At 65.4% G+C, this 22,509-nt stretch carries 21 protein-coding genes and 1 tRNA gene; 14 read left to right on the top strand and 8 right to left on the bottom strand.

Annotated features, from left to right (window positions below):
• Positions 1-70: 70 nt before the first annotated feature.
• Both HMP06_RS09345 and HMP06_RS09340 read right to left on the bottom strand, forming a co-directional pair.
• A complete protein-coding gene (locus tag HMP06_RS09345) occupies positions 71-1,315 on the bottom strand; it encodes an NAD(P)/FAD-dependent oxidoreductase (protein WP_176496849.1) in 1,245 nt (414 codons plus the stop codon).
• A gap of 30 nt (positions 1,316-1,345) precedes the next feature.
• Positions 1,346-2,359, bottom strand: a complete 1,014-nt coding sequence (locus HMP06_RS09340) for an NAD(P)H-binding protein (RefSeq protein ID WP_176498453.1) — start codon at positions 2,357-2,359, stop codon at positions 1,346-1,348.
• Positions 2,360-2,459: 100 nt separating this feature from the next.
• Between HMP06_RS09340 and HMP06_RS09335 the strand changes: the two genes are divergently transcribed.
• From HMP06_RS09335 to HMP06_RS09320, 4 genes are all read left to right on the top strand, one after another.
• On the top strand, positions 2,460-4,130 hold the full coding sequence (locus HMP06_RS09335) for a hypothetical protein (RefSeq protein WP_232089573.1): 1,671 nt from the start codon (positions 2,460-2,462) through the stop codon (positions 4,128-4,130).
• Between the two features lie 106 nt (positions 4,131-4,236).
• Positions 4,237-5,268, top strand: a complete 1,032-nt coding sequence (locus HMP06_RS09330) for a ferritin-like domain-containing protein (protein ID WP_176496848.1) — start codon at positions 4,237-4,239, stop codon at positions 5,266-5,268.
• Positions 5,265-7,082 (top strand): hypothetical protein, encoded by a 1,818-nt coding sequence (locus tag HMP06_RS09325; protein ID WP_176496847.1) that lies wholly within the window; start codon positions 5,265-5,267, stop codon positions 7,080-7,082. The genes HMP06_RS09330 and HMP06_RS09325 overlap by 4 nt, the downstream gene beginning before the upstream one ends.
• A 77-nt stretch (positions 7,083-7,159) precedes the next feature.
• Positions 7,160-8,302, top strand: coding sequence for an aminotransferase (locus tag HMP06_RS09320; protein WP_176496846.1), 1,143 nt, complete (start codon positions 7,160-7,162; stop codon positions 8,300-8,302).
• On the opposite strand, the gene HMP06_RS09315 is transcribed toward HMP06_RS09320, so the two are convergent.
• From HMP06_RS09315 to HMP06_RS09290, 6 genes are all read right to left on the bottom strand, one after another.
• Positions 8,259-9,551, bottom strand: a complete 1,293-nt coding sequence (locus HMP06_RS09315; RefSeq protein ID WP_176496845.1) for a glycosyltransferase family 39 protein — start codon at positions 9,549-9,551, stop codon at positions 8,259-8,261. The genes HMP06_RS09320 and HMP06_RS09315 overlap by 44 nt on opposite strands.
• Positions 9,548-10,579 (bottom strand): S-methyl-5-thioribose-1-phosphate isomerase, encoded by a 1,032-nt coding sequence (mtnA, locus tag HMP06_RS09310; protein WP_176496844.1) that lies wholly within the window; start codon positions 10,577-10,579, stop codon positions 9,548-9,550. The genes HMP06_RS09315 and mtnA overlap by 4 nt, the downstream gene beginning before the upstream one ends.
• Before the next feature lie 88 nt (positions 10,580-10,667).
• Complete coding sequence (gene mtnC, locus HMP06_RS09305; protein WP_176496843.1) at positions 10,668-11,324, bottom strand: acireductone synthase; 657 nt, start codon at positions 11,322-11,324, stop codon at positions 10,668-10,670.
• Positions 11,321-11,857, bottom strand: coding sequence for a 1,2-dihydroxy-3-keto-5-methylthiopentene dioxygenase (locus HMP06_RS09300; RefSeq protein ID WP_176496842.1), 537 nt, complete (start codon positions 11,855-11,857; stop codon positions 11,321-11,323). Before HMP06_RS09300 ends, mtnC begins: the two co-directional genes overlap by 4 nt.
• Positions 11,854-12,468, bottom strand: a complete 615-nt coding sequence (locus tag HMP06_RS09295) for a methylthioribulose 1-phosphate dehydratase (protein WP_176496841.1) — start codon at positions 12,466-12,468, stop codon at positions 11,854-11,856. The genes HMP06_RS09300 and HMP06_RS09295 overlap by 4 nt, the downstream gene beginning before the upstream one ends.
• Before the next feature lie 8 nt (positions 12,469-12,476).
• A tRNA-Gly gene (locus HMP06_RS09290) sits at positions 12,477-12,550 on the bottom strand.
• Positions 12,551-12,666: 116 nt separating this feature from the next.
• Between HMP06_RS09290 and rutB the strand changes: the two genes are divergently transcribed.
• From rutB to HMP06_RS09240, 10 genes are all read left to right on the top strand, one after another.
• The gene (rutB, locus tag HMP06_RS09285; protein ID WP_176496840.1) at positions 12,667-13,395 is read left to right on the top strand and encodes a pyrimidine utilization protein B; all 729 of its coding nucleotides are present in this window, start codon (positions 12,667-12,669) and stop codon (positions 13,393-13,395) included.
• Between the two features lie 120 nt (positions 13,396-13,515).
• Complete coding sequence (gene rutC / locus HMP06_RS09280) at positions 13,516-13,899, top strand: pyrimidine utilization protein C (RefSeq protein WP_197940674.1); 384 nt, start codon at positions 13,516-13,518, stop codon at positions 13,897-13,899.
• Positions 13,892-14,692 (top strand): pyrimidine utilization protein D, encoded by an 801-nt coding sequence (rutD, locus tag HMP06_RS09275; protein WP_197940672.1) that lies wholly within the window; start codon positions 13,892-13,894, stop codon positions 14,690-14,692. Before rutC ends, rutD begins: the two co-directional genes overlap by 8 nt.
• Positions 14,693-14,695: 3 nt before the next feature.
• Entirely contained in the window at positions 14,696-15,766 is a 1,071-nt protein-coding gene (gene rutA, locus HMP06_RS09270) for a pyrimidine utilization protein A (protein ID WP_176496838.1), read from the top strand.
• 95 nt (positions 15,767-15,861) lie between these two features.
• Positions 15,862-16,869 carry a polysaccharide deacetylase family protein gene (locus tag HMP06_RS09265; RefSeq protein ID WP_176496837.1) on the top strand — a complete coding sequence of 336 codons (1,008 nt, stop codon included), beginning with the start codon at positions 15,862-15,864 and terminating at the stop codon, positions 16,867-16,869.
• 50 nt (positions 16,870-16,919) lie between these two features.
• Positions 16,920-18,077 (top strand): acyl-CoA dehydrogenase family protein, encoded by a 1,158-nt coding sequence (locus HMP06_RS09260; protein ID WP_176496836.1) that lies wholly within the window; start codon positions 16,920-16,922, stop codon positions 18,075-18,077.
• 118 nt (positions 18,078-18,195) lie between these two features.
• The gene (locus HMP06_RS09255; protein ID WP_176496835.1) at positions 18,196-19,239 is read left to right on the top strand and encodes an enoyl-CoA hydratase/isomerase family protein; all 1,044 of its coding nucleotides are present in this window, start codon (positions 18,196-18,198) and stop codon (positions 19,237-19,239) included.
• On the top strand, positions 19,236-20,009 hold the full coding sequence (locus HMP06_RS09250; RefSeq protein ID WP_176496834.1) for an enoyl-CoA hydratase: 774 nt from the start codon (positions 19,236-19,238) through the stop codon (positions 20,007-20,009). Before HMP06_RS09255 ends, HMP06_RS09250 begins: the two co-directional genes overlap by 4 nt.
• Positions 20,010-20,112: 103 nt before the next feature.
• The gene (gene mmsB, locus HMP06_RS09245) at positions 20,113-20,988 is read left to right on the top strand and encodes a 3-hydroxyisobutyrate dehydrogenase (RefSeq protein WP_176496833.1); all 876 of its coding nucleotides are present in this window, start codon (positions 20,113-20,115) and stop codon (positions 20,986-20,988) included.
• A 202-nt stretch (positions 20,989-21,190) separates the two neighbouring features.
• Positions 21,191-22,495, top strand: coding sequence for a methyltransferase family protein (locus HMP06_RS09240; RefSeq protein WP_176496832.1), 1,305 nt, complete (start codon positions 21,191-21,193; stop codon positions 22,493-22,495).
• Positions 22,496-22,509: the final 14 nt, after the last annotated feature.

Below are 22,509 nucleotides of genomic sequence, written 5' to 3'. Positions count from 1 at the left end.
CGCTCAATAATCGAACGCCCGCGACTGGGCCCCGGCCTTCGCCGGGGAACGCCAGCGGGGGAGATAAGACTCAGCTCGCCCCCACCATCTCCTTCAGCGGCACACCCGCATCGCTCAGCAACGCCGGATCGACCACCGCGCGCGCCAGCACCAACGCACGCCCCTGCACGTAATCGCGCGTGGCATTCACGCAATCCAGCGCGATCACGTGGCCGTGTTTCAGATAGATCACCGAGAAGCTCCGCGCGGTCATATCCCCCCGCACGACCAGCGCATCGTATCCAGTCGAAAGGCCGACGGTCTGCAGCTTCAGATCATATTGGTTCGACCAGAACCACGGCACCGCGTCGTAGGGCACTTCCTCGCCGGTCAGCAGCTTCGCCACGGTAGTCGCCTGATCGTTGGCATTCTGCACCGATTCTAGCCGGATCGTTGCGCCATCGGCAAAGCCGTTGGCATGCGCGGCGCAATCGCCGATTGCGAAGATATCGGGCAGGCTGGTGCGGCACAGCGCATCAACCTCCACGCCATTGCCGCCGGCCGCACCCGCCGCCAGCAGCGGGGCGACCGCCGGGATGATCCCGATCCCGACGATCACCAACTCGCCGCGCAGCACGGTGCCGTCCGCCAGTCGCACGCCGCACGCCGCGCCGTCCTGGCCCATGATCGAATCGACCGCCACATTGGTGCGTAGGTCGACGCCATGCGCGCGGTGTTCGGCCTCGTAGAAATGCGAGAGCGGTTCGCCCGCCACGCGCGCCAGCACGCGCGGGGCCGCCTCCAGCACGGTGACATGCTTGCCGAGCTTGGTCAGCACGGCGGCCGCCTCCAGCCCGATATACCCGCCGCCGACGACGATCGCCCGCGTCACATGCGGCAGCTCGGCGATTATCCGGTCGACATCGGCGCGGGTGCGGACCCCGTGGACGCGGCGCAGATCGTGCCCCGCACAGGTCAGCCGTCTGGGACTCCCCCCGGTCGCCCAGATCAGCGTGTTATAGCCGATCATCGCGCCGTCCGCCGTCGTCACGCTATGGGCGGCGGCATCGACCGACACTACGGTGCGCCCGGGTAGCAGCGTCACGTCGCGCTCTGTCCAGAAGGCCGCAGGTCGGATCAGAATCCGTTCGAACGGCTTGTCCCCGGCCAAATACTCCTTCGACAAAGGCGGGCGTTCGTACGGCAGTTCGGGTTCGTCGCCGAGCAGCGCGATGCTCCCGGAAAATTTACGCTGGCGTAAGCCGATCGCGGCTTGCGCGCCGCCGTGGCCGGCACCGACGATCAGGACATCGTATGGTGTGGAAATTTCAGTCATTTGCCCCTTGCCCGCTGCACGGTTACCGGTTCAGAAAACCGCATGGTCGCCGCGATCGACCGACGCCTCGCCCTTGACGGCCTTGGCATAGAAATCGAACAGCGTCTCCGTGCCCGTAGAGGGCGTCGCCGCCGCATCGTAGCGCCCCGTTGCGGGATCGAGCACAAGCATCGATTCGGTCGCATAATAGCGTCCGATCCGCGCAAGCTCGGCTTTGTCGGCCAGTTTCGGTACGACGTGGCCCAGCGTGCCGAGCACCGCGATGATCGTATCGAGCAGCTTCACCGGCACCGCTTTGAAGCGCGGCTCGCGCCCCAGCAACGCGAACAAGCGCTGGCCTTGCTCGCGTGGCGTGATCGCGTCGCCGGGCCCGCCGATCGGCAGAACGCGATTATACCGCTCGTGCAGATCGATACACTGCGCCAGATACCGCCCGAGATCGTCGTCGCTGATCGGCTTGCACGCGGTCAGCGTGCCGTCACCGAACAAAAGGAACGGCTTGCCGCGCCGAACGCGCTCGATCTGGCCCGAAAGCGATTTGAAGAAGGCGGTCGCGCGGACGATCGAATAGGTCATGCCCGAGGCGATCAACGCTGCTTCGAATGCCAGCTTCGCGCGCTGAAACTCCAGCAGCGGCTTCTGTACGCAGATCGCCGAGAGCAGCACCATCTGTGTCACGCCCGCCGCCTGCGCCGCGGCCAGCGCGTCGACATGCGCGCGGTGGTCGATCGCCCAGGCGTCCTTAGGCGCGCCGGTGCGCGAGGCGAGGCAGGAGACCAGCACATCGAACCGTTCCCCGCGAAATCCGTCGCCCGCCAGCGATGCCGGATCGGTCACGTCGCCGAAACGCAATTCCGCGCCGGGCAAAGTCGCTGCAATATCGGCGCTCGACATCTTGCCGCCCGCCTCGGCCCTCGGGCGCACCAGGCACACGACGTGATGCCCGCGTTGCACCAGCGCCCGCACCGTCGCCTGACCGATCGTGCCGGTCGCCCCAAGCATGAACACGCGGCGCGGCGGGGCAGGGGTGCTTGTTTCCGACATCGTTACGCGGTGTTGCCGCAGCGATCGATCGGGCGCAACGCCGGTCGGCCGTGTGATCAAGTTTTTGCGCGATGGCGTTGGCGTCACTAGGGCTTCGGGCATGAGCGTTGAGGGGGCACCGTCAAAACCAGTGTGGCGTGGCCTTGTGCTCGTTGCGCTGACCTATGTCGTCGCCGTGTCGCTGTTTTTCCGCAAGGTGATCGCCAGTGGCTTCGATCGCGGGTTCAGCGACCGCGCGGACGGAATCATCGAGATCAGCATTCTGGAGCATTGGCGCAACGTGCTGGCGGGCGCGTCGACATGGAACGTTACCAACTACTTCCACCCCTATCCCGCGACGCTGGGGTATAATGACGGCTATTTCCTGTACGGCCTGGTCTATGCGTTCTGGCGGCTGCTCGCTGATCCGTTCCTGGCGGACACGCTCAACATCGCGACGTTCAAGACGATCGGTTTCTTCGCGGCCTATCTGCTGGTCGCGCGGTCGCTGCGCTGGGGGCGTGGCGCGGGACTGCTCGTCGCGTTCCTCTTCACCAACGCCAATGGCCTGATGGTGCAGGCGGGCCATGCGCAATTGCAGAGCATCGCGCTGTTGCCGGTGGCGCTGCTGCTGGCGGTGGCGATTCCGCGGGCCGAGCGGGAAGGGCGGCGTATGGCGGCGTGCGCGGCCGCGGCGGGTCTCGCGCTGCTGCTGGCGGCGTGGCTGTTCACCGCTTTCTACATGGCGTGGTTCACGATCTTCTTTGGCGCGGTGTTCGCGGTGTGTTGGGCGGTGACGGGCGGGCGGTGGCGGCCGATCGCGCTGCTGCGGGTGATCGTGCGGCACCATCTGGTGCTCGAGGTCGGCGGCATCGTCTTCGCGATCGCAGTCATCCCGTTCCTGACCGTCTATCTGCCCAAGGCCCGCGAGACTGGCGGACAGATGTATCAGGCGGTGCTGCATTACCTCGTCCGGCCGCTCGATCCGATCAATGTCGGGACGTCCAACTACGTTTGGGGCTGGCTGATCCGGTCGCTCGGCGATGCGATGACGGAGGGCGAACATAATACCGGGCTCCCGTTGCTGCTGTTCACGCTCGGGGTAGCCGCATTGTGGCAGGCGATCGTCCGGCGGCGCGCGCTCGGTGGCGCGCCGGTCGATCCGGCCTTTCGTGCCTTTGCGGCGGCGATCCTGCTGTGCTGGCTGCTGACGATCCGGATCGGCAGCGTTTCCGCCTGGTCGCTGGTGTATGACCTTGTGCCGGGCGCGAAGGGGATGCGCGTCGTGCTGCGGTTCCAGTTGTTCCTGATTCTGCCGGTGCTGCTGCTGGTCGTCGGGGCGTGGCGCAGGCGGGCGATGGATTGGAGCAAGCGGCGACCAATCATGCTGGCGGGCGCGCTCGCACTGCTGATCGCCGAGCAATTCGGCAGCGACGTGCCGGTGCAAGTCAGCCGTAGTCTCGACGGTGCGGCCTTATGGTCGATCCCGGCCCCGCCGAAGGACTGCGCCAGTTTCTTCGTCGTCACCGCGCGGCGGAACGAGCCGCCCTATATCAATGCCGAGCATATCGCGCTGTATCCGCATAATGTCGATGCAATGTTGCTGGCCGAACATTGGCGCTTGCCCACGATCAACGGTTTTTCGACCTTCAACCCACCCGACTGGAATTTTGCCGATCCCGCCGCCCTCGACTACGATTCGCGTATCGCCGTCTATGCGGTGCGGCATGGGCTGACTAAAATATGTCGCCTCGATGTTCGGGCGCAACAGGTCTGGAGCCTTTTACGCTGAGCCAAGCCGTGTGTTACTTGGAATTTACTCCAATCCGACCGGATTTTTGCTTCCACGAATCGTCAAAGAGTGCTTTCTTGTCGGAAAGACATCGGGGGGATGCGCTATGATCCGACTGCAGGCCAGGCCGCTCGAAACGCTGCAGGATGCGTACGATCTGCTCCAGACCGCGATCGGCGTCGAGTTCGGCACGCTGCCGCCCTATCTCTATGCGCTCTTCTCGATCCCGCCGGGCAAGAACCCGGCGGCGGGCGCGCGTATCCGGTCGGTGATGCTGCAGGAAATGGTCCACATGTGCCTGGCCTGCAACATTTTGAATGCGCTGGGGGGGGCGCCCAAACTCACCCCGCCGACCTATCCCGGTCCGCTGCCCGGCGATATCGGCCCGCACGGCACACCGCTCGATATTCACCTGCTGCCTTTGTCGCGCGATGCGATGCAGCAGGCGATGAAGATCGAGGAACCCGAGAAGGTGCCCGACTTTCCGGTGCTCAAGGCGTCGCTCGCCGCCGGGCCGCAGGCGATGACGATCGGGCAATTCTACACCATGCTCGACGCCTATCTCGCCACTCTGCCCCCTGCTGCATGGCATGTCGATCGCAACCAGATCACCGACAGCCAGTTCTTCGCCGGACAGATTTTCGCGGTGAACAGCTATGCCGATGCCAATCTGGCGATCACGCAGATCATTTCCGAAGGTGAAGGCGCGCCCGACAATCCGCTCGATTTCCAAAACGACATCGCGCATTTCTATCGCTTCGGCGAAGTGTTCTATGATCGCGTGCTGACTAAGGCACCGGGGACCGAGACGGGCTATACTTGGGGCCCCGAGCCGCTCGGCGTGGATTGGGACGCGGTGTATCCGGCGATCTCCGATCCCGGCGAGCATGATTTCTCCAACGATCCGCCCGAGGCGCAGGCGGCACAGGCCGCGTGCGATGCCGCTTATGCGGAGATGGTCGATGAATTGCAGCGCGCGATTTCGGGCGAGCCGGGGCGGATGGGCAATGCGGCGCAGGCGATGTTCGATCTGCGCATGGCGATGCTGGTTGCGTTCCGCAGCCCGCTTGCCGATCCGACCAAGGTTTCCGGCCCGACCTTCCTCTACAAACCCACCACGGAAGGAGCAGTGCTGTGAGTGTGCTCGAAACCCCGCACATCCTGTTCCGTGGCAAGGTGGCGTGGGACCCGATCACCACCAACAATTACAGCACGATGTATGACGAGGCGACCGCCTCCTGGGCGCAGATCCCGGCCGAAACCGCGCAAGGCTTTCGCGATGAGGCGATTACCGCGGTCGAGAATGGCAATTGGAACCCCGGCGGCACGCACCGATCGAGCTTTTTCGACACGCAGATCAGTGGCGTCGATACCGGCGGTGGCGTCGCCACCGTCGATCCGTTCGTCGGCGCGCCCGTTGGGTTTCAAGGCATGCTGGTCGATTGCGAGCCGTATGGCGCATTCAGTTCGCAGCTGTTTTTCGACACGCTGAGCCTGGGGATCGCCGGGGGATGCCGGATCTATGCGCCGCGCACCACGCGCTTCACCGCGCGCTACATCAATTTCCGCCGCAACGGGGCCAATCGGATGATCGCAGGCGTGGCGTCGGTCATCTGGCAGACCGCCTTCGCCAAGACTGACGGGCTGCAGATCGACGCGTTCGATTCGCCAGCGCTTCAGGCGCTCGCCACGGCGATCGAGGATCCCGACGTGCTCGGCCTGACGGTGCGGTGGAATTCCTATTTCACGGTCTATTATGACGATCCGACGCTTGGCGACGCCAGCGATCCGGTCAGACAGAAGCAGCGTCAGGCCGCGAGCGCGGCGGCGCTGCAGTCCAAATTGCGCGGCGGCGGGTTCCAGCCCAATCCCGCGCGTAGCGATGTGGTCGGCGTGGTCGGGTTGTGGCGCAAGGGCGAGCCGATCCACGAGCCGGGCGACCGCGCCTTGTTGTCGAGCGAAGGGGCGACCGCGTTCGGCACGGCCTTCGCGCGGATCGACGGCGACACGCTGACGCTCGATCTGGGCAACAGCGTCAGCGAAGTCGATCAGGCGCTGACCAAGCAGGATCTCGGGTCGATCGACGTGGTCGCGCTCGATTCCGACGGCAAGGATCTCGCCACGCTCGGCAGCCTGACCTATGCCGATTACGATCAGGCCGCGTACGAAAGTGCGTCGGGGCTGGTGACGCTTAAGCTCGATCCTGCCGCTGCGAAAATCGCCGCCGATGCCGATCTGTGCCTGCGCCAGAGTAACGGGACCGTGCTCGCCACCGAAGCCGCACTGCGCGCGATTCCGCTCGTCCCCAACCTCTATCTCGATCAGGGCGACACCGCGACTGCGGTGGCGCAAGTCTATGCGCGCGGTGTTCCCGTGGGGGCAGGGGTTCCGGTGACGATCGCGGCGTCGGCGTCGAGCGTGACGGTCACCTCGGTCAGCCAGACCGATGCCAACGGCCAGGTCTCGTTCGACGTGATCGGCAGCCAAGGGCAGGTCAACGGCTTCGTGTTCGTGCCAGGCGCGGACGCAGTGGTGCCGGTCGGCGGGATCGACCCGCAAGTCACCACCTATATGTACGCGCGCACGCTGCCCGATAACGGACTCGACCAGGCGCCCGCGACCTGGGCGAACGTCTACAATGCGGTGCTGATCAATTGGTACGCGATGGCACCGTGCATGGACAATTGGCTGCGGCTCGACGATCCGGCGCAAGTCCATGCTTATGGACCGATGCTCAAGACATTGACCGATCCGGTGAATTTCGAGCTGTTCCGCTATATGCCGGTGGTGCGCGACATGACCGCGGATTCGCGGCGGCTGCTGTATCGCTTCCTCGACGGGCCGGCTCCCGGCGCGATGAAGGTCGCGGCGATGGCGACCGCAACGCTCGTCGCGGAACCGGAGCACGAACCGACCAATGCCGAGCTCAGCCGCGCGATGCGGGGCAATTGAGCGCGGGGAAGGCCTGACGCATAGAGTTCGGTGTGATACGGCACGGGGCGAGATCAGCTTTCCCCGGGCGCTACACGATGAATCCAATTTACACCGCGCTCGGCACCACGATCTTCGAAGCGATGTCGGCGCGCGCGCGGGCGACCGGGGCGATCAACCTCGGGCAGGGCTTCCCCGACGGGCGCGGGCCGGAGGATGTGCTGGCGGAAGCCGCACGCGCGCTGCTCGAAGAGTCGAACCAATATCCGCCGATGGCGGGGACCCCCGCTTTGCGCCAGGCGGTGGCGGATCATTACCGCGCGCATCAGGGGCTCGATCTGGACCCGAGCGAAGTGATCGTCACCTCGGGCGCGACCGAGGCGCTGGCTGCCGCCATCTTCGCTTTGGTCTCGCCCGGCGACGAGGTGATGATGTTCCAGCCGCTCTACGACGCCTATCTGCCGCTGGTGCAGCGTGCAGGGGGGGTGGCGAAGCTCGTGCGGCTGGAACCGCCTGAATGGTGCATCACAGCGGAAGCGCTTGCCGCGGTGGCAAGCGATCGGACCCGGCTGGTCATCCTCAATTCGCCGCTCAACCCGACCGGATCGATGATCACGCCCGCGGAACTCGTGCTGCTCGCCGATTTCTGCGTGAGCCATGACGCCATCGCGATCTGCGACGAGGTGTGGGAGCATGTCGTGTTCGACGGCGCTATCCACCGCTCGCTGATGACGCTGCCCGGCATGCGCGATCGCACCGTCAAGATCGGGTCGGCGGGCAAGATCTTTTCACTCACCGGCTGGAAAGTCGGCTGGATGTGCGCTGCGCCCGCGATTTCGAGCGTGCTCGCCAAGGCGCACCAATTCCTCACCTTCACCACCCCGCCCAATCTGCAAGCCGCCGCCGCGTTCGGCCTGGGCAAGGACGCGGCCTATTTTGCGGAGATGCGCGCGGACTATCAGCGCTCGCGCGATCGGCTCGCGGCGGGGCTGAGCAAGCTTGGCTACGCCGTGCTGCCGAGCCGGGCGACCTATTTCCTGAACATCGATCTTGCCGCATCGGGCATCGCGATGGACGACGTCGCCTTCGCCGAATGGCTGATCGAGGAAGCTGGCGTCGCAACGATCCCGGTCTCGGCCTTCTACGCCGAGGATGCCGTCACCAACGTCGTGCGGCTGTGCTTCGCCAAGCAGGACGCTACGCTGGATGCGGCGCTCGAGCGGATGGCAAGGCGGCCCTGATCTTCGGCAGAAAGGCGACCAGCACACTGGCGGCGAAGATGATGAAATAGACGTCGAGGAAGGCGCGGTGGCTCGAATGCCCCCACAGCACGCCGGTAATCCCCGCGAACAGGACGAAATTGGCATAGACCGGCAGGAATTCGCGCCACCGCCACCGCGTCCGCCACATCCCTACCAGGCCGAGCAGCAGCATTGGACCATAGGCCAGCGCCACCAATCCGTCGGTTTTCCAGTCATGCCGCGGACTCGGCAATACGCCGAACGCAGCGAGATTTTTGCGGATCGCGCCAACGACGAAACGGCCCGGATCGGCGACGATGTAGGTCAGGCCGCGTTGCAGATACCAGTCGCTCACCGCCGCTTCGTTCCCGCGCAACGGCCGCAATTGCATGCGGTCCGCCGGGGTCAGCGCGCGAAAGCCGGCGTGACGGCTGAGATCGATGCTCTGGCGCGGATAGAAGCGGAAGGTCGCTGCATTATTGCCGCCGAACACCGCCGCGCCGAATTCGGTGCCGAGCGTATAGCGCCCTGTAATCTGCTGCGCGCGGATCAGCCAGGGCGACAGCGTCGCGCCAAGCGCAAGGAAACACAGGGCCGCCGTCAGCGCGCGCCGCCGCAGCGCGGTTCCCGCGCCGTCTGGCAGGATGAGCCAAACAACCGCAAACACCGCGAACGGCATCAAGGTCGCGCGTGTCAGGATTGCGAGCCCCAGCATCAGCCCCGTCAGCAAGGCGACGACGAACCCACGCCGCCGCTGCGTCGCTACGACCAATGCCATCGCCAGCGTGGCGAGGAAAGTGAACAGTCCCGTCTCCTGCAGCGCGGTGTCGTGCCACAGATAATACGGATAAAGCGCCGCGATCCCCGCTGCGACGATCGCCACCGCGCGCCCGAACCAAAGCTGTGCGAGCCACGCAACGCACGCCACGGTCCCCGCCGACACCAAAGCCTGCGCGATCAGCAAGGCCCAGAAATCCTGCCGCCCCTGTGTCACCGCCGCGATGAAGATAGGATAAAAGGGCACGCGAAACGCGGTGGGCGCGAAACCGGGAAAGGCGTACCCGTGGCCGCTCGCAAGCTGCTGCGCGAGCGTGAAGAACAGATAATAGCTGTTGGCCCAGAAACCGGCGGCACCGCCGGCTGCGCGCGCGCCGACGCGGAGCACGAAAGCGAACAGCACGATCCCGGCGATCGCCCAGCGGAAGCGTGAACCGGTGGAGAGTGCCGCGAAGCGCCCGGCAATGCTCATACCGTGGCGACCAGACCGCGCTCGGTCAGATATCCCGTCACCAACCGCGCCGGGGTTACGTCGAAGGCGGGGTTGGCGGCGCTCGACGCGGTGACCCGAATCCGTCCGCCTTCGCCCGCGACCCAGGTCACTTCCTCGCCAGACCGTTCCTCGATCGGCACGTCGGCGCCAGTCGCGGTATTGGGATCGAAGGTCGTATAGGGCAAGGCGACGTAGAACGGCACGGCATTGTCCTTCGCCGCCAGCGCTTTCAAATAGGTGCCGATCTTGTTGCAGACATCGCCGTTCGCGGTCACGCGGTCGGTGCCGACGATCACCGCGTCGACTTGGCCCGTCATCATCAGATGCCCGCCCGCATTGTCGGTGATGACGGTGTGCGGCACGCCGTGCCCGGCCAGTTCGAACGCCGTCAGCAGCGCGCCCTGGTTGCGCGGACGCGTCTCATCGACCCACACATGCACCGAAATCCCGGCATCGTGCGCGAGGTAGATCGGCGCGGTCGCAGTGCCGTAATCGACCGTCGCCAGCCACCCGGCATTGCAATGCGTCAGGATGTTGAGCGGACGTCCGGGGTGCTGTGCATGCAGGTCGCGGAGCAGGCCGAGGCCGTGCTCGCCTATCGCACGATTGAGCGCGACATCCTCGTCGCAAATCGCATCGGCGCGCGCGAAGGCGGCGGGCGCGCGCTCGGAATGGGGAAGGGGACGGACCGCCTCCACCACAATGTCGAGCGCCCATTTCAGATTCACCGCCGTGGGCCGCGCATCGAGCAGCAGCGTGTACGCCGCATCGAGCGCGGCATCCGACGTATCCTCAGTCAGCGCCATCGCCAGCCCGTAGGCGGCGGTCGCCCCGATCAGCGGCGCGCCACGCGTCCACATCTCGCGGATCGCGACTTCGGCCTCGCGGGCGGAGCGGAGTTCGACCCACTTCACCGCCCAGGGCAGTTCGCGCTGATCGAGAATGCACGCGCCCGCGCCATCGGCGGTGCGCTTGATCGAACGTTGGTGGATGCCTTCGAGGATCATTTACTACCTTCTCACCACCCCGGCGAAGGCCGGGGCCCAGCCGCGGATGTCTATCAATTGACGGTGGCGCTCACCAACACCCGTTTCGCTACTGGGCCCCGGCCTTCGCCGGGGTGGTGACTATCTCACTGAAATCAGAAACATCTCCGCTACCCCCCGCCCGACCGATCAACCGCGCGTCCATACCCGCCCCCCTTGCCGCCGCCACTTCCTCGGGCGTGTCGGAGAGGAACAGCACGTCCGCAGGCGCTTCCCCAATCGCCGCCGCGATCTTCGTGTAAGACCCCGCCTCGCGCTTCGGCCCCGTCGTCGTATCGAAATAGCCCGAGAACAGCGGCGTCAAATCCCCCGCCTCGCTAAAACCGAACAGTTGCTTCTGCGCCGCCACCGATCCCGACGAAAACACGTACAGCCGCACCCCCGCCGCATGCCAACGCCGCAACCCCGCGACCGCATCGTCATAGACATGCCCTCGGAACGCGCCGCTCGCATAGCCGTCCGCCCAGATCATACCCTGCAGCGACTTCAGCGGCGTCGCCTTGCGGTCCTCGTCGATCCAACGGATCAGCGTCGCGACCGGATCGCCCGGCTCGGTCGCGGCGACTTCGGCCAGGATCGCCGCTGTCTCCGCCGGATGCGTCGCGACATAGTCGGCCAGCCGCGCGCGCGCATACGGAAACAGCACGTCCGCCACGAAAGCGATGCTCGATGTAGTCCCCTCGATATCGGTCAGGATCGCCTTCACGCGGGTTCCAGCCGGGGGAAGCGCGTCGCGATATCGCTGCCGGTGAAGGCGGCGACCCACCCGTCGGGGTTCACGAACAGCCGGATCGCGGTGAAGCGCGGTGCCGCCCCCATGTCGAACCAGTGCCGCATCCCTGCGGGCACCGAAATCAAGTCGCCCGCGCTGCACAGCATGTTGAACACGCGGGCATCGTGGTGGAGCGTGAACAGCCCCTCGCCCTCGACGAAGAAGCGCACTTCATCCTCGCCGTGCGTGTGTTCGGACAGGAATTTGCCGCGCATCGCTTCGCGTTCGGGATGATCGGGCGCGATCCGCGCCACGTCGATCGAGCGATAGCCGCCTTGCGTCGTCAACCGCGCGACCTCGTCGGCATAGACCGTGAGGATGTCGCTGTCGGCAGCGAGCGGTTTGAGCGGCCAGCGTTCGAACATCACGCCGATCTCGCGCAGCGCATCGGCAATCGCGGCTTCATCCTGCGTATCGAGCAACGGCGTCGCGCCGTCCGCATCGTCGAACACTTGCAAGCGGCTCATCGAAAGCTCCTCTCGGCCAGTTCGGCGGCGATCATCCACTCGACCGCCTCGATCACGCGCTCGGCCTCGGCCATGTCCTGCCCCCAGCCATACAGGCCGTGGCTGCGGATCAGATAGGCCGGGATCGCCCACGGTGCCAGCAGGCGCGGGGTGATGGCCGCGTCGATCACCGCCATGTCTTGGCTGTTCGCGACGATTGGAAGGGTGACTGAAGTCTCGTGGGTTGTGATGCCGGGCAGCGCCTTGAGCATTTCGTGGCCTGCAAGTGTATAGCCATCGCCGACAATCGCGCGGCTCAGCCCGACGGCGGCGGGCGAATGGCTGTGCAGCACAGCGCCAGCCTCCGGAAAGGCGCGATACAAAGCGAGGTGCAGCGCGGTTTCCGCCGAAGGTCGCTTCCCGTCGAGCGATTCGCCGCCCGCATCCACGCGCATCACGTCCTCGGGCGTCAGCCGCCCCTTGTGCCGCCCCGACACGGTGACCGCGAAGCTGCCATCGTCCAGCCGCACCGAATAATTGCCCGATGTCGCCGGCGCCCAGCCCTTGCCGTCGAGCCACCGCCCGACCGCGACGATCTGGTCGCGCGCTTCGCAAAAAGGAACGGCCCTCATGCGGCGGTTGGAGCGGGTGACGGGAATCGAACCCGTGTATTCAGCTTGGAAGGCTGCTGTACTACCATTGTACTACACCCGCTCACTTTTCGCCCAGAGCGATAGCTGCGGTTAGCGCGGGGCGTGGTGCGGCGCAAGATGCCGCCTTGCGCTGATCGGGCAATCGCGACAGGATGTTGCGCTATTGCAGGAGCGCCGATGCCCGACGACCAGACCGTAACCTGCCCCGGCGGCGAAGGCGCATCGGCGATAACGCTGCCAGCACGGCCCGAAGCGCTGCGGCTGTCACCCGCGACGACCGCCGTTGTCGTGATCGACATGCAGAACGCCTATGCCTCGGAAGGGGGTTACGTCGATCTCGCGGATTTCGACATTGCGGGAGCTGCGGGGACGATCGGTAAAATTGCTACCGTTCTGGAAACTGCCCGCGCGGCGGGGGTGCAGGTGGTGTACCTGCAGAACGGGTGGGACGCCGACTATGTCGAGGCGGGCGGGCCGGGATCGCCCAATTTCCATAAATCCAATGCGCTGAAGACGATGCGCAAGCGGCCCGAATTGTCCGGGCAATTGCTTGCGCGCGGCGGGTGGGATTATGCGCTGGTCGATGCGCTGACGCCGCAGCCGGGCGACATCAGCCTGCACAAGACGCGCTATTCGGCCTTCTTCAATTCGCAGCTCGACAGCGTGCTGCGCGCGCGGGGGATCCGCAATCTCGTGTTCGTCGGCATTGCGACCAATGTCTGCGTAGAGAGCACGCTGCGCGACGGCTTCCACCTCGAATATTTCGGGGTGATGCTGGAGGATGCGACGCACCATCTCGGGCCACCCGAAATGCAGGCGGCGAGCGTGTACAACGTCGAGAAATTCTTCGGTTGGGTCAGCACGGCTGCGGATTTCTGTGGGAGTTTCGGGCAGGTGGCGCGGTGATTCCGACTACCACCGCGCTCCTGCGAAGGCAGGAGCCCTGGGTTCCAGGCGCCGCCCCCAGCAACCCTGGGCTCCTGCCTGCGCAGGAGCACGGCACCTCACTTACTTAAGGAACCCGATATGCCGTTCGAAGCCATCAATCCTCCGCAATTCCCCACCCCGATCGCGCCCTATTCGGCGGGCGCGAAGGCCGGGAACACCGTCTATGTCTCGGGCGTGCTCGCGCTGGGCGAGGGCGGTGCGGTGCTGCACGTCGGTGATGCGGCGGCGCAGACGCGGCATGTGCTCGACGTCATCAAGATCACGCTGGAAGCGGCTGGGGCTACGTTGGAGGACGTGGCGATGAACCACATCTTTCTAAAGGATCTCGCCGATTATGCCGCGTTCAACGCGGTCTACGCCGAGTATTTCCCGGGTGCGAAGCCCGCGCGTTACTGCATCCGCGCCGATCTGGTTAAGCCCGATTGCCTGGTCGAGATCGCATCGGTCGCGCACCTTGGCTGAGGCGGCCGACCTTTATTACGAAGTCCACGGAGCGGAGGATGCGCCACCGCTGATCCTGTCCTCGGGCCTCGGCGGCTCGGCGAATTACTGGGCACCCAACATCCCCGCGCTGGCTGAGCAGTACCGCGTCATCGCCTATGATCATCGCGGCACCGGGCGGAGCGACCGCACGCTGTCCGATACGGTTTCGGTCGAGGATTTTGCCGCAGACATGCTGGCGCTAATGGACGCGCTCGATATCCCCGTAGCGACAATCGTCGGCCATGCCGCTGGCGGTGTTGCAGCGCTCGCGCTGGCGCTACTGGCACCGCAGCGGATCGACAAATTGGTGGTGGTCAACGGTTGGGCGTCGCCCGATCCGCATTTTCTGCGCTGCTTCGCCGCGCGGCTTGCGCTGCTGCGCGGCAGTGGGCCGGAGGCGTATCTGCGCGCGCAGCCGCTATTCCTCTATCCGCCCAACTGGATCTCCGCGAACGACGCGCTGCTGGAGGCCGAATTGCCCGACCAACTCGCGCATTTCCCCGGCGCGGAAACGATGGAGAAGCGCATCGCCGCGCTCGCCGCGTTTGATGTGTCGGAACGCCTGCGCGACATCCACCGTCCGGTGCTGGTGGTGGTATCGGACGACGACATGCTCGTGCCGTCGAACGCCGGGGTGGCGCTCGCCAATGGCCTGCCGATCGCAGGGTTCTGCCGCGCCGAACATGGCGGGCATGCGGTCAATGTCGTCGATCCGGACGCCTTCAACAGCTTCGTGCTCGCCTGGCTGGCGGGCGAAATCGCGGAAGGGTAATCCATGCAAGTCGGCGTCTTCGTCCCCATCAACAACAATGGCTGGCTGATCAGCGAAAACGCGCCGCAATACATGCCAAGCTTCGATCTCAACAAAACGATTGCGCAATCGGCGGAAAAGCACGGTCTCGATTTCCTGCTGTCGATGATCAAGCTGCGCGGCTTCGGCGGCAAGACCGAATTCTGGGAATATGGCCTGGAGAGCTTCACGCTGATGGCGGGCCTCGCCGCGGTCACTGACAAGATCAAGATCTTCGCGACGTGCCCGACGCTCGTCATCCCGCCAGCCTTTGCCGCGCGGATGTGCAACACGATCGATTCGATCAGCCACGGGCGCTTCGGCCTCAACCTCATCACTGGCTGGCAACCGCCCGAATATACCCAAATGGGAGTTTGGCCGGGCGACGAGCATTTCCGCAACCGCTACAAGATGCTCGACGAATATGCGCACATCCTGCGTGAGCTGTGGGCCGAGGGGGTCAGCGACTTCAAGGGCGATTACTATCAGATGGAGGATTGCCGCGTCCGGCCCAAACCCGAAGGCGACATGAAGATCATCTGCGCCGGGTCCTCGGACGAGGGTCTCGCTTTCTCCGCGAAATGGGCGGATTACGCCTTTTGCCTGGGCAAGGGGGTCAACACCCCGACGGCGTTCGCCTCGAACAACACCCGCCTTGCCGCCGCGACCGCCAAGACCGGGCGCGCCGTGTCGATCTTCGTGCTGATCATGATCATCGCCGCCGAGACCGATGAAGAAGCGATGGCCAAGTGGAAATCGTACAATGACGGCGTCGATGTCGAGGCGATCGCGTGGCTCGCCGATCAGGGCGCGAAGGACACCGTGAACACGGACACCAACGTCCGCCAGCTCGCCGCGCCCGAGGGGGCGGTCAACATCAACATGGGGACGCTGGTCGGGTCGTATGAAAGTGTCGCGCGGATGCTCGATGAGATGGCGGAAGTGCCCAATACCGGCGGCGTGTTGCTGACCTTCGACGATTTCGTCGCAGGCGTGGAGAATTTCGGTACGCGGATTCAACCGCTGATGAAGTGTCGGGCTGGGGTTGTGGGGTAACGCCGCGACTGTCCCGATTTCGCGCGCACGCCTGACCATAAGGCTTTGCGCGAGCGGTAGGGTTAGGGCAGAATTAACCCTATGAGCCCCGCCCGATGACACCACTGCGCCAGATGATGTTCGTCGCCGGGCTGGTGCTGGTCGCTTTGTCGCTGGCGGCGGCGGTCGAACCGGGGGCGGTCGCCCCCGCCGCTGCGCTGGTTGCGGAGCCGGTAGCCACGGCCAAGCGCATCGCGCTGACCTTCGACGATGTCCCGCGCGGTCCCGGCGCCTTCTACACCACCAGCGAACGCACCGCCCGGCTGATCGCCGCTCTGCGCGACAGCGGCGTGACGCAAGCGGCGTTCTTCGCCAATCCCGGCCGAATCGGTAAAGACGGTAACGGTGCCGCGCGGCTCGCCGCTTATGCCGCCGCCGGGCATGTGATCGCCGACCATAGCTGGGCGCATCGCGACGTACGCGGCATGTCGGCGCACGCGTTCCTCGCCGATATCGACAAGGCGGAGGCGGTGCTGAAGGGGCGCAGCACCTATCGCCCGTGGTTCCGTTTTCCCGGCCTCAACCAGGGCGGGCGCGATGCGCGCAAGCGCCGCGCGGTGCTCGACGGCCTCTCCGCGCGCGGGCTTCAGATTGCCTGGGTTACGGTCGATGGCTCGGACTGGAACATCGAGGGGCAGACGATCGCCGCGAAACAAGCGGGCAAGCCGATCGATGATGCTGCGTTGCGCGATCTGTACGTGGAAACGATGGTGCAATCGGCCGATTTCTCTGACGCACTCCTGCGTCGCGTCGCGGGGCGACAGGTGCCGCACGTCATGCTGCTCCACGAAACCGACATCGCCGCGCGCTACATCGGCGATCTGATTGCGGCGCTAAGGCGTGACGGCTGGACGATCGTGACCGCGGATGAAGCCTATGCCGATCCGATCTATGACCAGAAAGGCGATTTCGACAGCGCCAACGGCACCTTGCTCGAAGCGCTGGCGTGGCAGCGCCGACTCCCCGGCCCGTTGTATTACGAACGCAATGACATCGCGCGCGCCAACCGCCTGTTTGCCGAGCGTGTGCTGCAAGCTCCAACCAGCGCGATTGCCGCGCGCTAGAGCGCTGCACGGGGTAGGAATCGCCGCCCAAGCGCGATAGACCGCGCTGCATGAGCCAGCTTGACCAGACCCAGTTCGACCTCACTCCCGACCAGCGCGAAATCCAGGATCTCGCCCGCAAATTCACCGCCGACCGGATCACCCCGCACGCCGCGGAATGGGACGAAAAACACATCTTCCCGCGCGACACGATCAAGGCGGCGGCGGAACTCGGCTTCGCGGCGATCTATGTGTCGGAGGAATCGGGCGGCATCGCGCTCGGGCGGCTTGAGGCGGCGCTGATCATGGAGGCGATGGCGTATGGCTGTCCCTCGACCAGCGCCTTCATCAGCATCCACAATATGGCGGCGTGGATGATCGACCGCTTCGGCAGCCAGACGGTGAAGGACAAGTATTTGCCCTCGCTCGTCACGATGGACCGCATCGCCAGTTATTGCCTGACCGAGCCGGGTTCCGGCTCCGACGCCGCCGCGTTGAAAACCAAGGCGGTCAAGGACGGCAACGACTGGATCGTCACCGGGACGAAGCAGTTCATCTCTGGCGCGGGCGAGAACGACCTCTACGTCACGATGGTGCGCACCGGCGAGGATGGCCCCAAGGGCGTGTCCTGCCTAGTGATCGAAAAGGACATGCCCGGCGTCAGCTTCGGCGCGAACGAGCGCAAGCTCGGCTGGCATTCGCAGCCGACCCGGCAGGTGATCCTCGACGGCGTGCGCGTGCCTGCCGAAAACATGGTGGGCGGTGAGGGCGAGGGCTTCCGCATCGCGATGATGGGCCTCGACGGCGGCAGGCTCAACATCGGTGCCTGCTCGCTCGGCGGGGCGCAGCGCTGTCTCGATGAAGCGATCGGCTACACCCGCGACCGCAAGCAGTTCGGCACGGCGATCGCCGATCTCCAGAATACGCAGTTCATGCTCGCCGATATGGCGACTGATCTCGAAGCGGCGCGCGCGCTGCTCTACATGGCGGCGGCGAAGGTCACCGCCAACGCGCCCGATAAGACCAAGTTCGCGGCAATGGCGAAGCGGCTCTCGACCGACACCGGCTCTGCGGTGGCGGATCGCGCGCTGCAATTGCATGGCGGCTATGGCTATCTGATGGACTATCCGATCGAACGTTTCTGGCGCGATTTGCGCGTGCATTCGATCCTGGAGGGCACCAACCAGATCATGCGGATGATCGTCGGGCGGGAGCTGACGCGGCAGTGAGCGCGCGCTTTACCCCTTTCGTCACCCCGGCCTTGTGCCGGGGTCCACTCCTAAACTTGACCGGCGGCTTGTGGCGCGGTGGACCCCGGCACAAGGCCGGGGTGACGGGGGTGGCGGCATGAGTGACGTCCTCACCTTCGTCGAGGGCAAAATCGGCCGCATCCGGCTCAACCGGCCCAAGGCGCTCCACGCGCTCACCACCCCGATGTGCGAAGCGATCCTCGACGCGCTGACCGCATGGCGCACCGACCCTGCCGTTGAGGCGGTGGTAATAGATCACGCCGAAGGCCGTGGCTTCTGCGCTGGCGGCGATATCCGGATGCTCGCGGAATCCGGCGCGAAGGACGGGGCCGAGGCGCGCGAATTCTTCCAAACCGAATATCGCATGAACCACGCGCTGTTCACCTACGCCAAGCCGACGATCGCGTTCATGGACGGCATCACGATGGGCGGCGGGGTCGGTCTAGCGTGCCCCTGCAATTTCCGCATCGCGACCGAGCACACCAAGCTCGCCATGCCTGAGACCGGCATCGGCTTGTTCCCCGATGTCGGCGGCGGCTGGTATCTGTCGCGGCTGCCGGGGCGGGTCGGGCAGTTCATGGCGCTGACCGGATATCGCGCCGATGGGGCGGATTGCCTCGCGCTTGGCCTCGCCACGCATTACGTGCCGAGCGATCGGCTGGACGAGGTGAAGGCGGCGTTGGCGGCGGGCGGGCAGGCTGATCTGCACGCCGCGATCAAGGCGTTCGGCGTCGGCGCGCCGCTTGCCCGTATCGTGGAACAACGCGGGGATATCGACCGTCTCTTCGCCTCGGACGAACTGGAAGATATTTACGCGGCACTGGAAGCCGATGGCGGCGAATGGGCCACGCAGCAGCTCGCCACGCTCAAGACCAAATCGCCACAAACGATGAAAGTCTCGCTCCGTCTCCTCCACGAAGGCGCGACGATGGCAACGTTCGAGGACGAAATGCGCCAGGAATATGCAATCGGCAGCCGAGTCGTGCAGCGCCACGACTTTCTGGAGGGCGTCCGCGCGGTGATCGTCGACAAGGACAATGCCCCGATCTGGAACCCCGCGACGCCCGAGGACGTGACGCCGCACGTGCTCGACCAGATTTTCGCGCCGCTCCCCCCATCAGACGAATGGACGCCTGCATGACCTACGAAACCCTCCTCATCGAACAGCGCGGCGCCGTGACGCTCGTCACGCTCAATCGCCCGCAGGCGCTGAACGCGCTCAACAGTCAGATCCTCGCCGATCTGCTCGCGGCAATGGCGGCGTTCGATGCCGATCCGGGCCAAGGCTGCGCGGTCATCACCGGCAGCGAAAAGGCCTTCGCGGCGGGCGCCGACATCAAGGAGATGCAGGCGCAGGGCTTTGCCGACATGTACGGCCATGATTTCTTCGCTGGGTGGGATCGCTTCACCGCGACGCGCAAACCCATCATCGCGGCGGTCGCGGGCTATGCGCTGGGCGGCGGGTGCGAGCTCGCCATGATGTGCGATTTCATCCTCGCTGCCGACTCCGCCAAGTTCGGCCAGCCCGAGATCAAGCTCGCCGTCTCCCCCGGCATGGGCGGGTCGCAGCGCCTTACGCGCGCGGTCGGCAAGGCCAAGGCGATGGAAATGTGCCTGACGGGTCGCATGATGGATGCCGCCGAGGCCGAGCGTGCTGGCCTCGTCAGTCGCGTGATCCCTGCCGCCGATCTGGTCGAGGATGCGGTCAAGACTGCCGCGACGATCGCGTCGATGGCCCCGCTTGCGGTGAAGGCCAACAAGGAAATGGTCAACGCCGCGTTCGAAACGGGGCTGAGCATGGGCGTGCAGTTCGAACGGCGGCTGTTCCACGCGCTGTTCGGTACCGAAGATCAGAGCGAGGGGATGAGCGCCTTCGTCGAGAAGCGCCAAGGGGTGTGGACGGGGAAGTAACCTAGAAACGCGTCACCCCAGCGAGGGCCGGGGTCTCGGCGAAGGGCGTACACCGCTCGCAAAGATCCCAGCCTTCGCTGGGATGACGGTTCGGAGAAGAAACATGACACGCATCGCCTTTATCGGCCTCGGCAACATGGGCGGCGGCATGGCCGCGAATTTGGCGAAGGCGGGGCATGATGTCCGTGCTTTCGACCTCTCGCCCGAGGCGCTCGCCCGCGCCAAGGCCGCCGGGTGCCTGCCCGCCGCGTCCGCGACCGAGGCCGCCGACGGCGCCGAGGCGATCGTCACGATGCTGCCCGCCGGCACCCATGTCGAGGCGGTCTATGCCGATCTGCTCCCCACGCTCGCCCCCGCAACGCTCCTGATCGATTGCTCCACCATCGACGTCGCCACCGCCAAACGCGTCGCCGAAAGCGCACACACGCACGGCGCGACCGCCGTCGACGCCCCCGTCTCGGGCGGGATCGGCGCTGCCAATGCCGGCACGCTCACCTTCATGGTCGGCGGCAGCGACGCGGCGTTCGAGCGCGCCGAGCGAATCCTGTCGGATATGGGCAGAGCGGTGATCCACGCGGGTGCCAACGGCACCGGGCAGGCCGCGAAGATCGCCAACAACATGCTGCTCGGCGCGACGATGGTGGCGACGTGCGAGGCGTTCCTGCTCGCCGAAAAACTCGGACTCGACGCGCAGACCTTCTACGACATTTCCAGCGTCGCCTCAGGGCAAAGCTGGTCGATGACGAGCTATTGCCCGGTCCCCGGCGTCGGCCCCGATACGCCCGCCGACCATGATTATCAGGGCGGCTTTGCGACCATGTTGATGTTGAAAGACCTTAAACTCGCCGCTGCCGCTGCCGCCGACACCGGCGCCGACACGCCGATGGGCGCGAAGGCTGCGGAGCTTTACCAGCGCTTCGCCGACGCGGGGCAGGGGGGATTGGACTTTTCGGGCATCATCAAGATGCTGCGGGGGTAGGCGAGGCGCGACCGAGCCGCTTAGGCTGAACCACCCCGGCGAACGCCGGGGCCCAGTAGCGCAACAGGTGCAGTCGGAGCGGCGGCCTGGAAAAAACCAGCCGGTCGCAACTGGGCCCCGGCGTTCGCCGGGGTGGAGGGAAAGGGGTGACGAAGGGGAACCTTTACCCGCCGCTAACCACTCCCGCGCTACCCATGCGGCCATGTTCCACGATACCGCCCTCGCGCGTGCGGCCAAGGCTGCCGATCCCCGCCCGAAATCCGCCGTCAGCACCGGCTGCGGGCTGGCGGGATTGGCGGGCCTGTTCCTGTGGGTCGCGGTTGCCCGTCATTACGGCATGGACGGTCCGTTCGCGGCGCTGACCAATATCGTCGCATGCGGCGTGCCGATGGTGCTGTGGTCGATCTTCGTCGACAAGGTGCAGCAGAGCCCCTCGACCGGGATCGACTGGTCCGCACCCAAGCCATGGCGCGAGACGCTCGACATTTCGCTGACCAAGCTTGCCGGCCTGTGGCTCACCTGGGCCGGGATCGCGCTGATCTATTTCACCGGGCGATTCTATTGGAGCAACCAATGGGGCGGTTTCCCGTTCGCGATGTGGTGCTTCGGCACCGCCGCGCCGGTCCTGTTCCTCGGCTCGATCCCCTACGTGCTCTGGCTTGACCGCCGCCTGGTACAGCCGAAGGACGGCGCCTGGGCGCTCGGCGCATGGCTGATGGGGCTGAAGGAAGAGATAGACCGGGAGGCGATCTACAACCATTTGCGCAGCTGGGGGGTGAAAGCCTTTTTCCTCGCCTTCATGCTCGCCGTCGTGCCCGGCGGGTTCGGCAATTTCGTGCGCGGTAATCTGTCGGATGTGCTGCACAATCCGGTCGCGCTCGCCAATTGGCTGATCGGCTTCATGTTCGTGATCGACTGTGCGTTCGCAACCGTCGGCTACATCCTCACCTTCCGCCCGCTCGACTCGCACATCCGCAGCGCCAATCCGTTCGCCGCATCGTGGATGGCGGCGCTGATCTGCTACCCGCCGTTCACACTGATGGCCGATAACGGCCCGCTCGATTATCACACTGGCAATTACGGGTCGGATGGCTGGTCGATCTGGTTCGCAGGGCATCCGGCGGTTCTGATACCCATTGGCGCCGTGCTGGTCGGCCTGACCGCGATCTACGCCTGGGCGACGGTCGCGTTCGGCTTCCGCTTCTCCAACCTGACGCACCGCGGCATATTGACCCATGGCCCCTACGCCTTTTCACGCCACCCGGCCTATCTGTCGAAGAATCTGTTCTGGTGGATCGCCACGATCCCGGTGCTGACGACGGGATCGATGGTCGATGGAGCGCGTGCCACGATCCTGATGGGGGTGGTCAGCGGCATTTATTACTGGCGCGCGCGGACCGAGGAACGCCATCTGGGGATGGACCCGGCGTATCGGGAATATAGCGAATGGATGGCCCGCAACGGCCCGGTGCCGCGCTTCTTCGCTTGGGTTGCGGGCAGGAAGTAACGCCTCGCCGGCTC

The sequence above is a fragment of the Sphingomonas sp. HMP6 genome, assembly GCF_013374095.1.
In the GTDB taxonomy this organism is placed as follows: Bacteria; Pseudomonadota; Alphaproteobacteria; order Sphingomonadales; family Sphingomonadaceae; genus Sphingomonas.
The sequence above is the reverse complement of the archived record's forward strand: the minus strand, read 5'-3'. Positions and strand labels throughout refer to the sequence as shown.

Bases quoted from the DNA above. Each gene is read 5' to 3' on its own strand.
- mtnA (WP_176496844.1), bottom strand. From the start codon at position 10,579: ATGATCCTCGAAGGCATCCACCAACGTTCGATCAAGCGCACCGCCGAT.
- HMP06_RS09340 (WP_176498453.1), bottom strand. From the start codon at position 2,359: ATGTCGGAAACAAGCACCCCTGCCCCGCCGCGCCGCGTGTTCATGCTT.
- HMP06_RS09315 (WP_176496845.1), bottom strand. From the start codon at position 9,551: ATGAGCATTGCCGGGCGCTTCGCGGCACTCTCCACCGGTTCACGCTTC.
- HMP06_RS09330 (WP_176496848.1), top strand. From the start codon at position 4,237: ATGATCCGACTGCAGGCCAGGCCGCTCGAAACGCTGCAGGATGCGTAC.
- mmsB (WP_176496833.1), top strand. From the start codon at position 20,113: ATGACACGCATCGCCTTTATCGGCCTCGGCAACATGGGCGGCGGCATG.
- HMP06_RS09255 (WP_176496835.1), top strand. From the start codon at position 18,196: ATGAGTGACGTCCTCACCTTCGTCGAGGGCAAAATCGGCCGCATCCGG.
- rutA (WP_176496838.1), top strand. From the start codon at position 14,696: ATGCAAGTCGGCGTCTTCGTCCCCATCAACAACAATGGCTGGCTGATC.
- HMP06_RS09260 (WP_176496836.1), top strand. From the start codon at position 16,920: ATGAGCCAGCTTGACCAGACCCAGTTCGACCTCACTCCCGACCAGCGC.
- HMP06_RS09345 (WP_176496849.1), bottom strand. From the start codon at position 1,315: ATGACTGAAATTTCCACACCATACGATGTCCTGATCGTCGGTGCCGGC.
- HMP06_RS09250 (WP_176496834.1), top strand. From the start codon at position 19,236: ATGACCTACGAAACCCTCCTCATCGAACAGCGCGGCGCCGTGACGCTC.
- HMP06_RS09265 (WP_176496837.1), top strand. From the start codon at position 15,862: ATGACACCACTGCGCCAGATGATGTTCGTCGCCGGGCTGGTGCTGGTC.
- rutB (WP_176496840.1), top strand. From the start codon at position 12,667: ATGCCCGACGACCAGACCGTAACCTGCCCCGGCGGCGAAGGCGCATCG.
- HMP06_RS09240 (WP_176496832.1), top strand. From the start codon at position 21,191: ATGTTCCACGATACCGCCCTCGCGCGTGCGGCCAAGGCTGCCGATCCC.
- HMP06_RS09300 (WP_176496842.1), bottom strand. From the start codon at position 11,857: ATGAGCCGCTTGCAAGTGTTCGACGATGCGGACGGCGCGACGCCGTTG.
- HMP06_RS09295 (WP_176496841.1), bottom strand. From the start codon at position 12,468: ATGAGGGCCGTTCCTTTTTGCGAAGCGCGCGACCAGATCGTCGCGGTC.
- rutC (WP_197940674.1), top strand. From the start codon at position 13,516: ATGCCGTTCGAAGCCATCAATCCTCCGCAATTCCCCACCCCGATCGCG.
- HMP06_RS09320 (WP_176496846.1), top strand. From the start codon at position 7,160: ATGAATCCAATTTACACCGCGCTCGGCACCACGATCTTCGAAGCGATG.
- HMP06_RS09335 (WP_232089573.1), top strand. From the start codon at position 2,460: ATGAGCGTTGAGGGGGCACCGTCAAAACCAGTGTGGCGTGGCCTTGTG.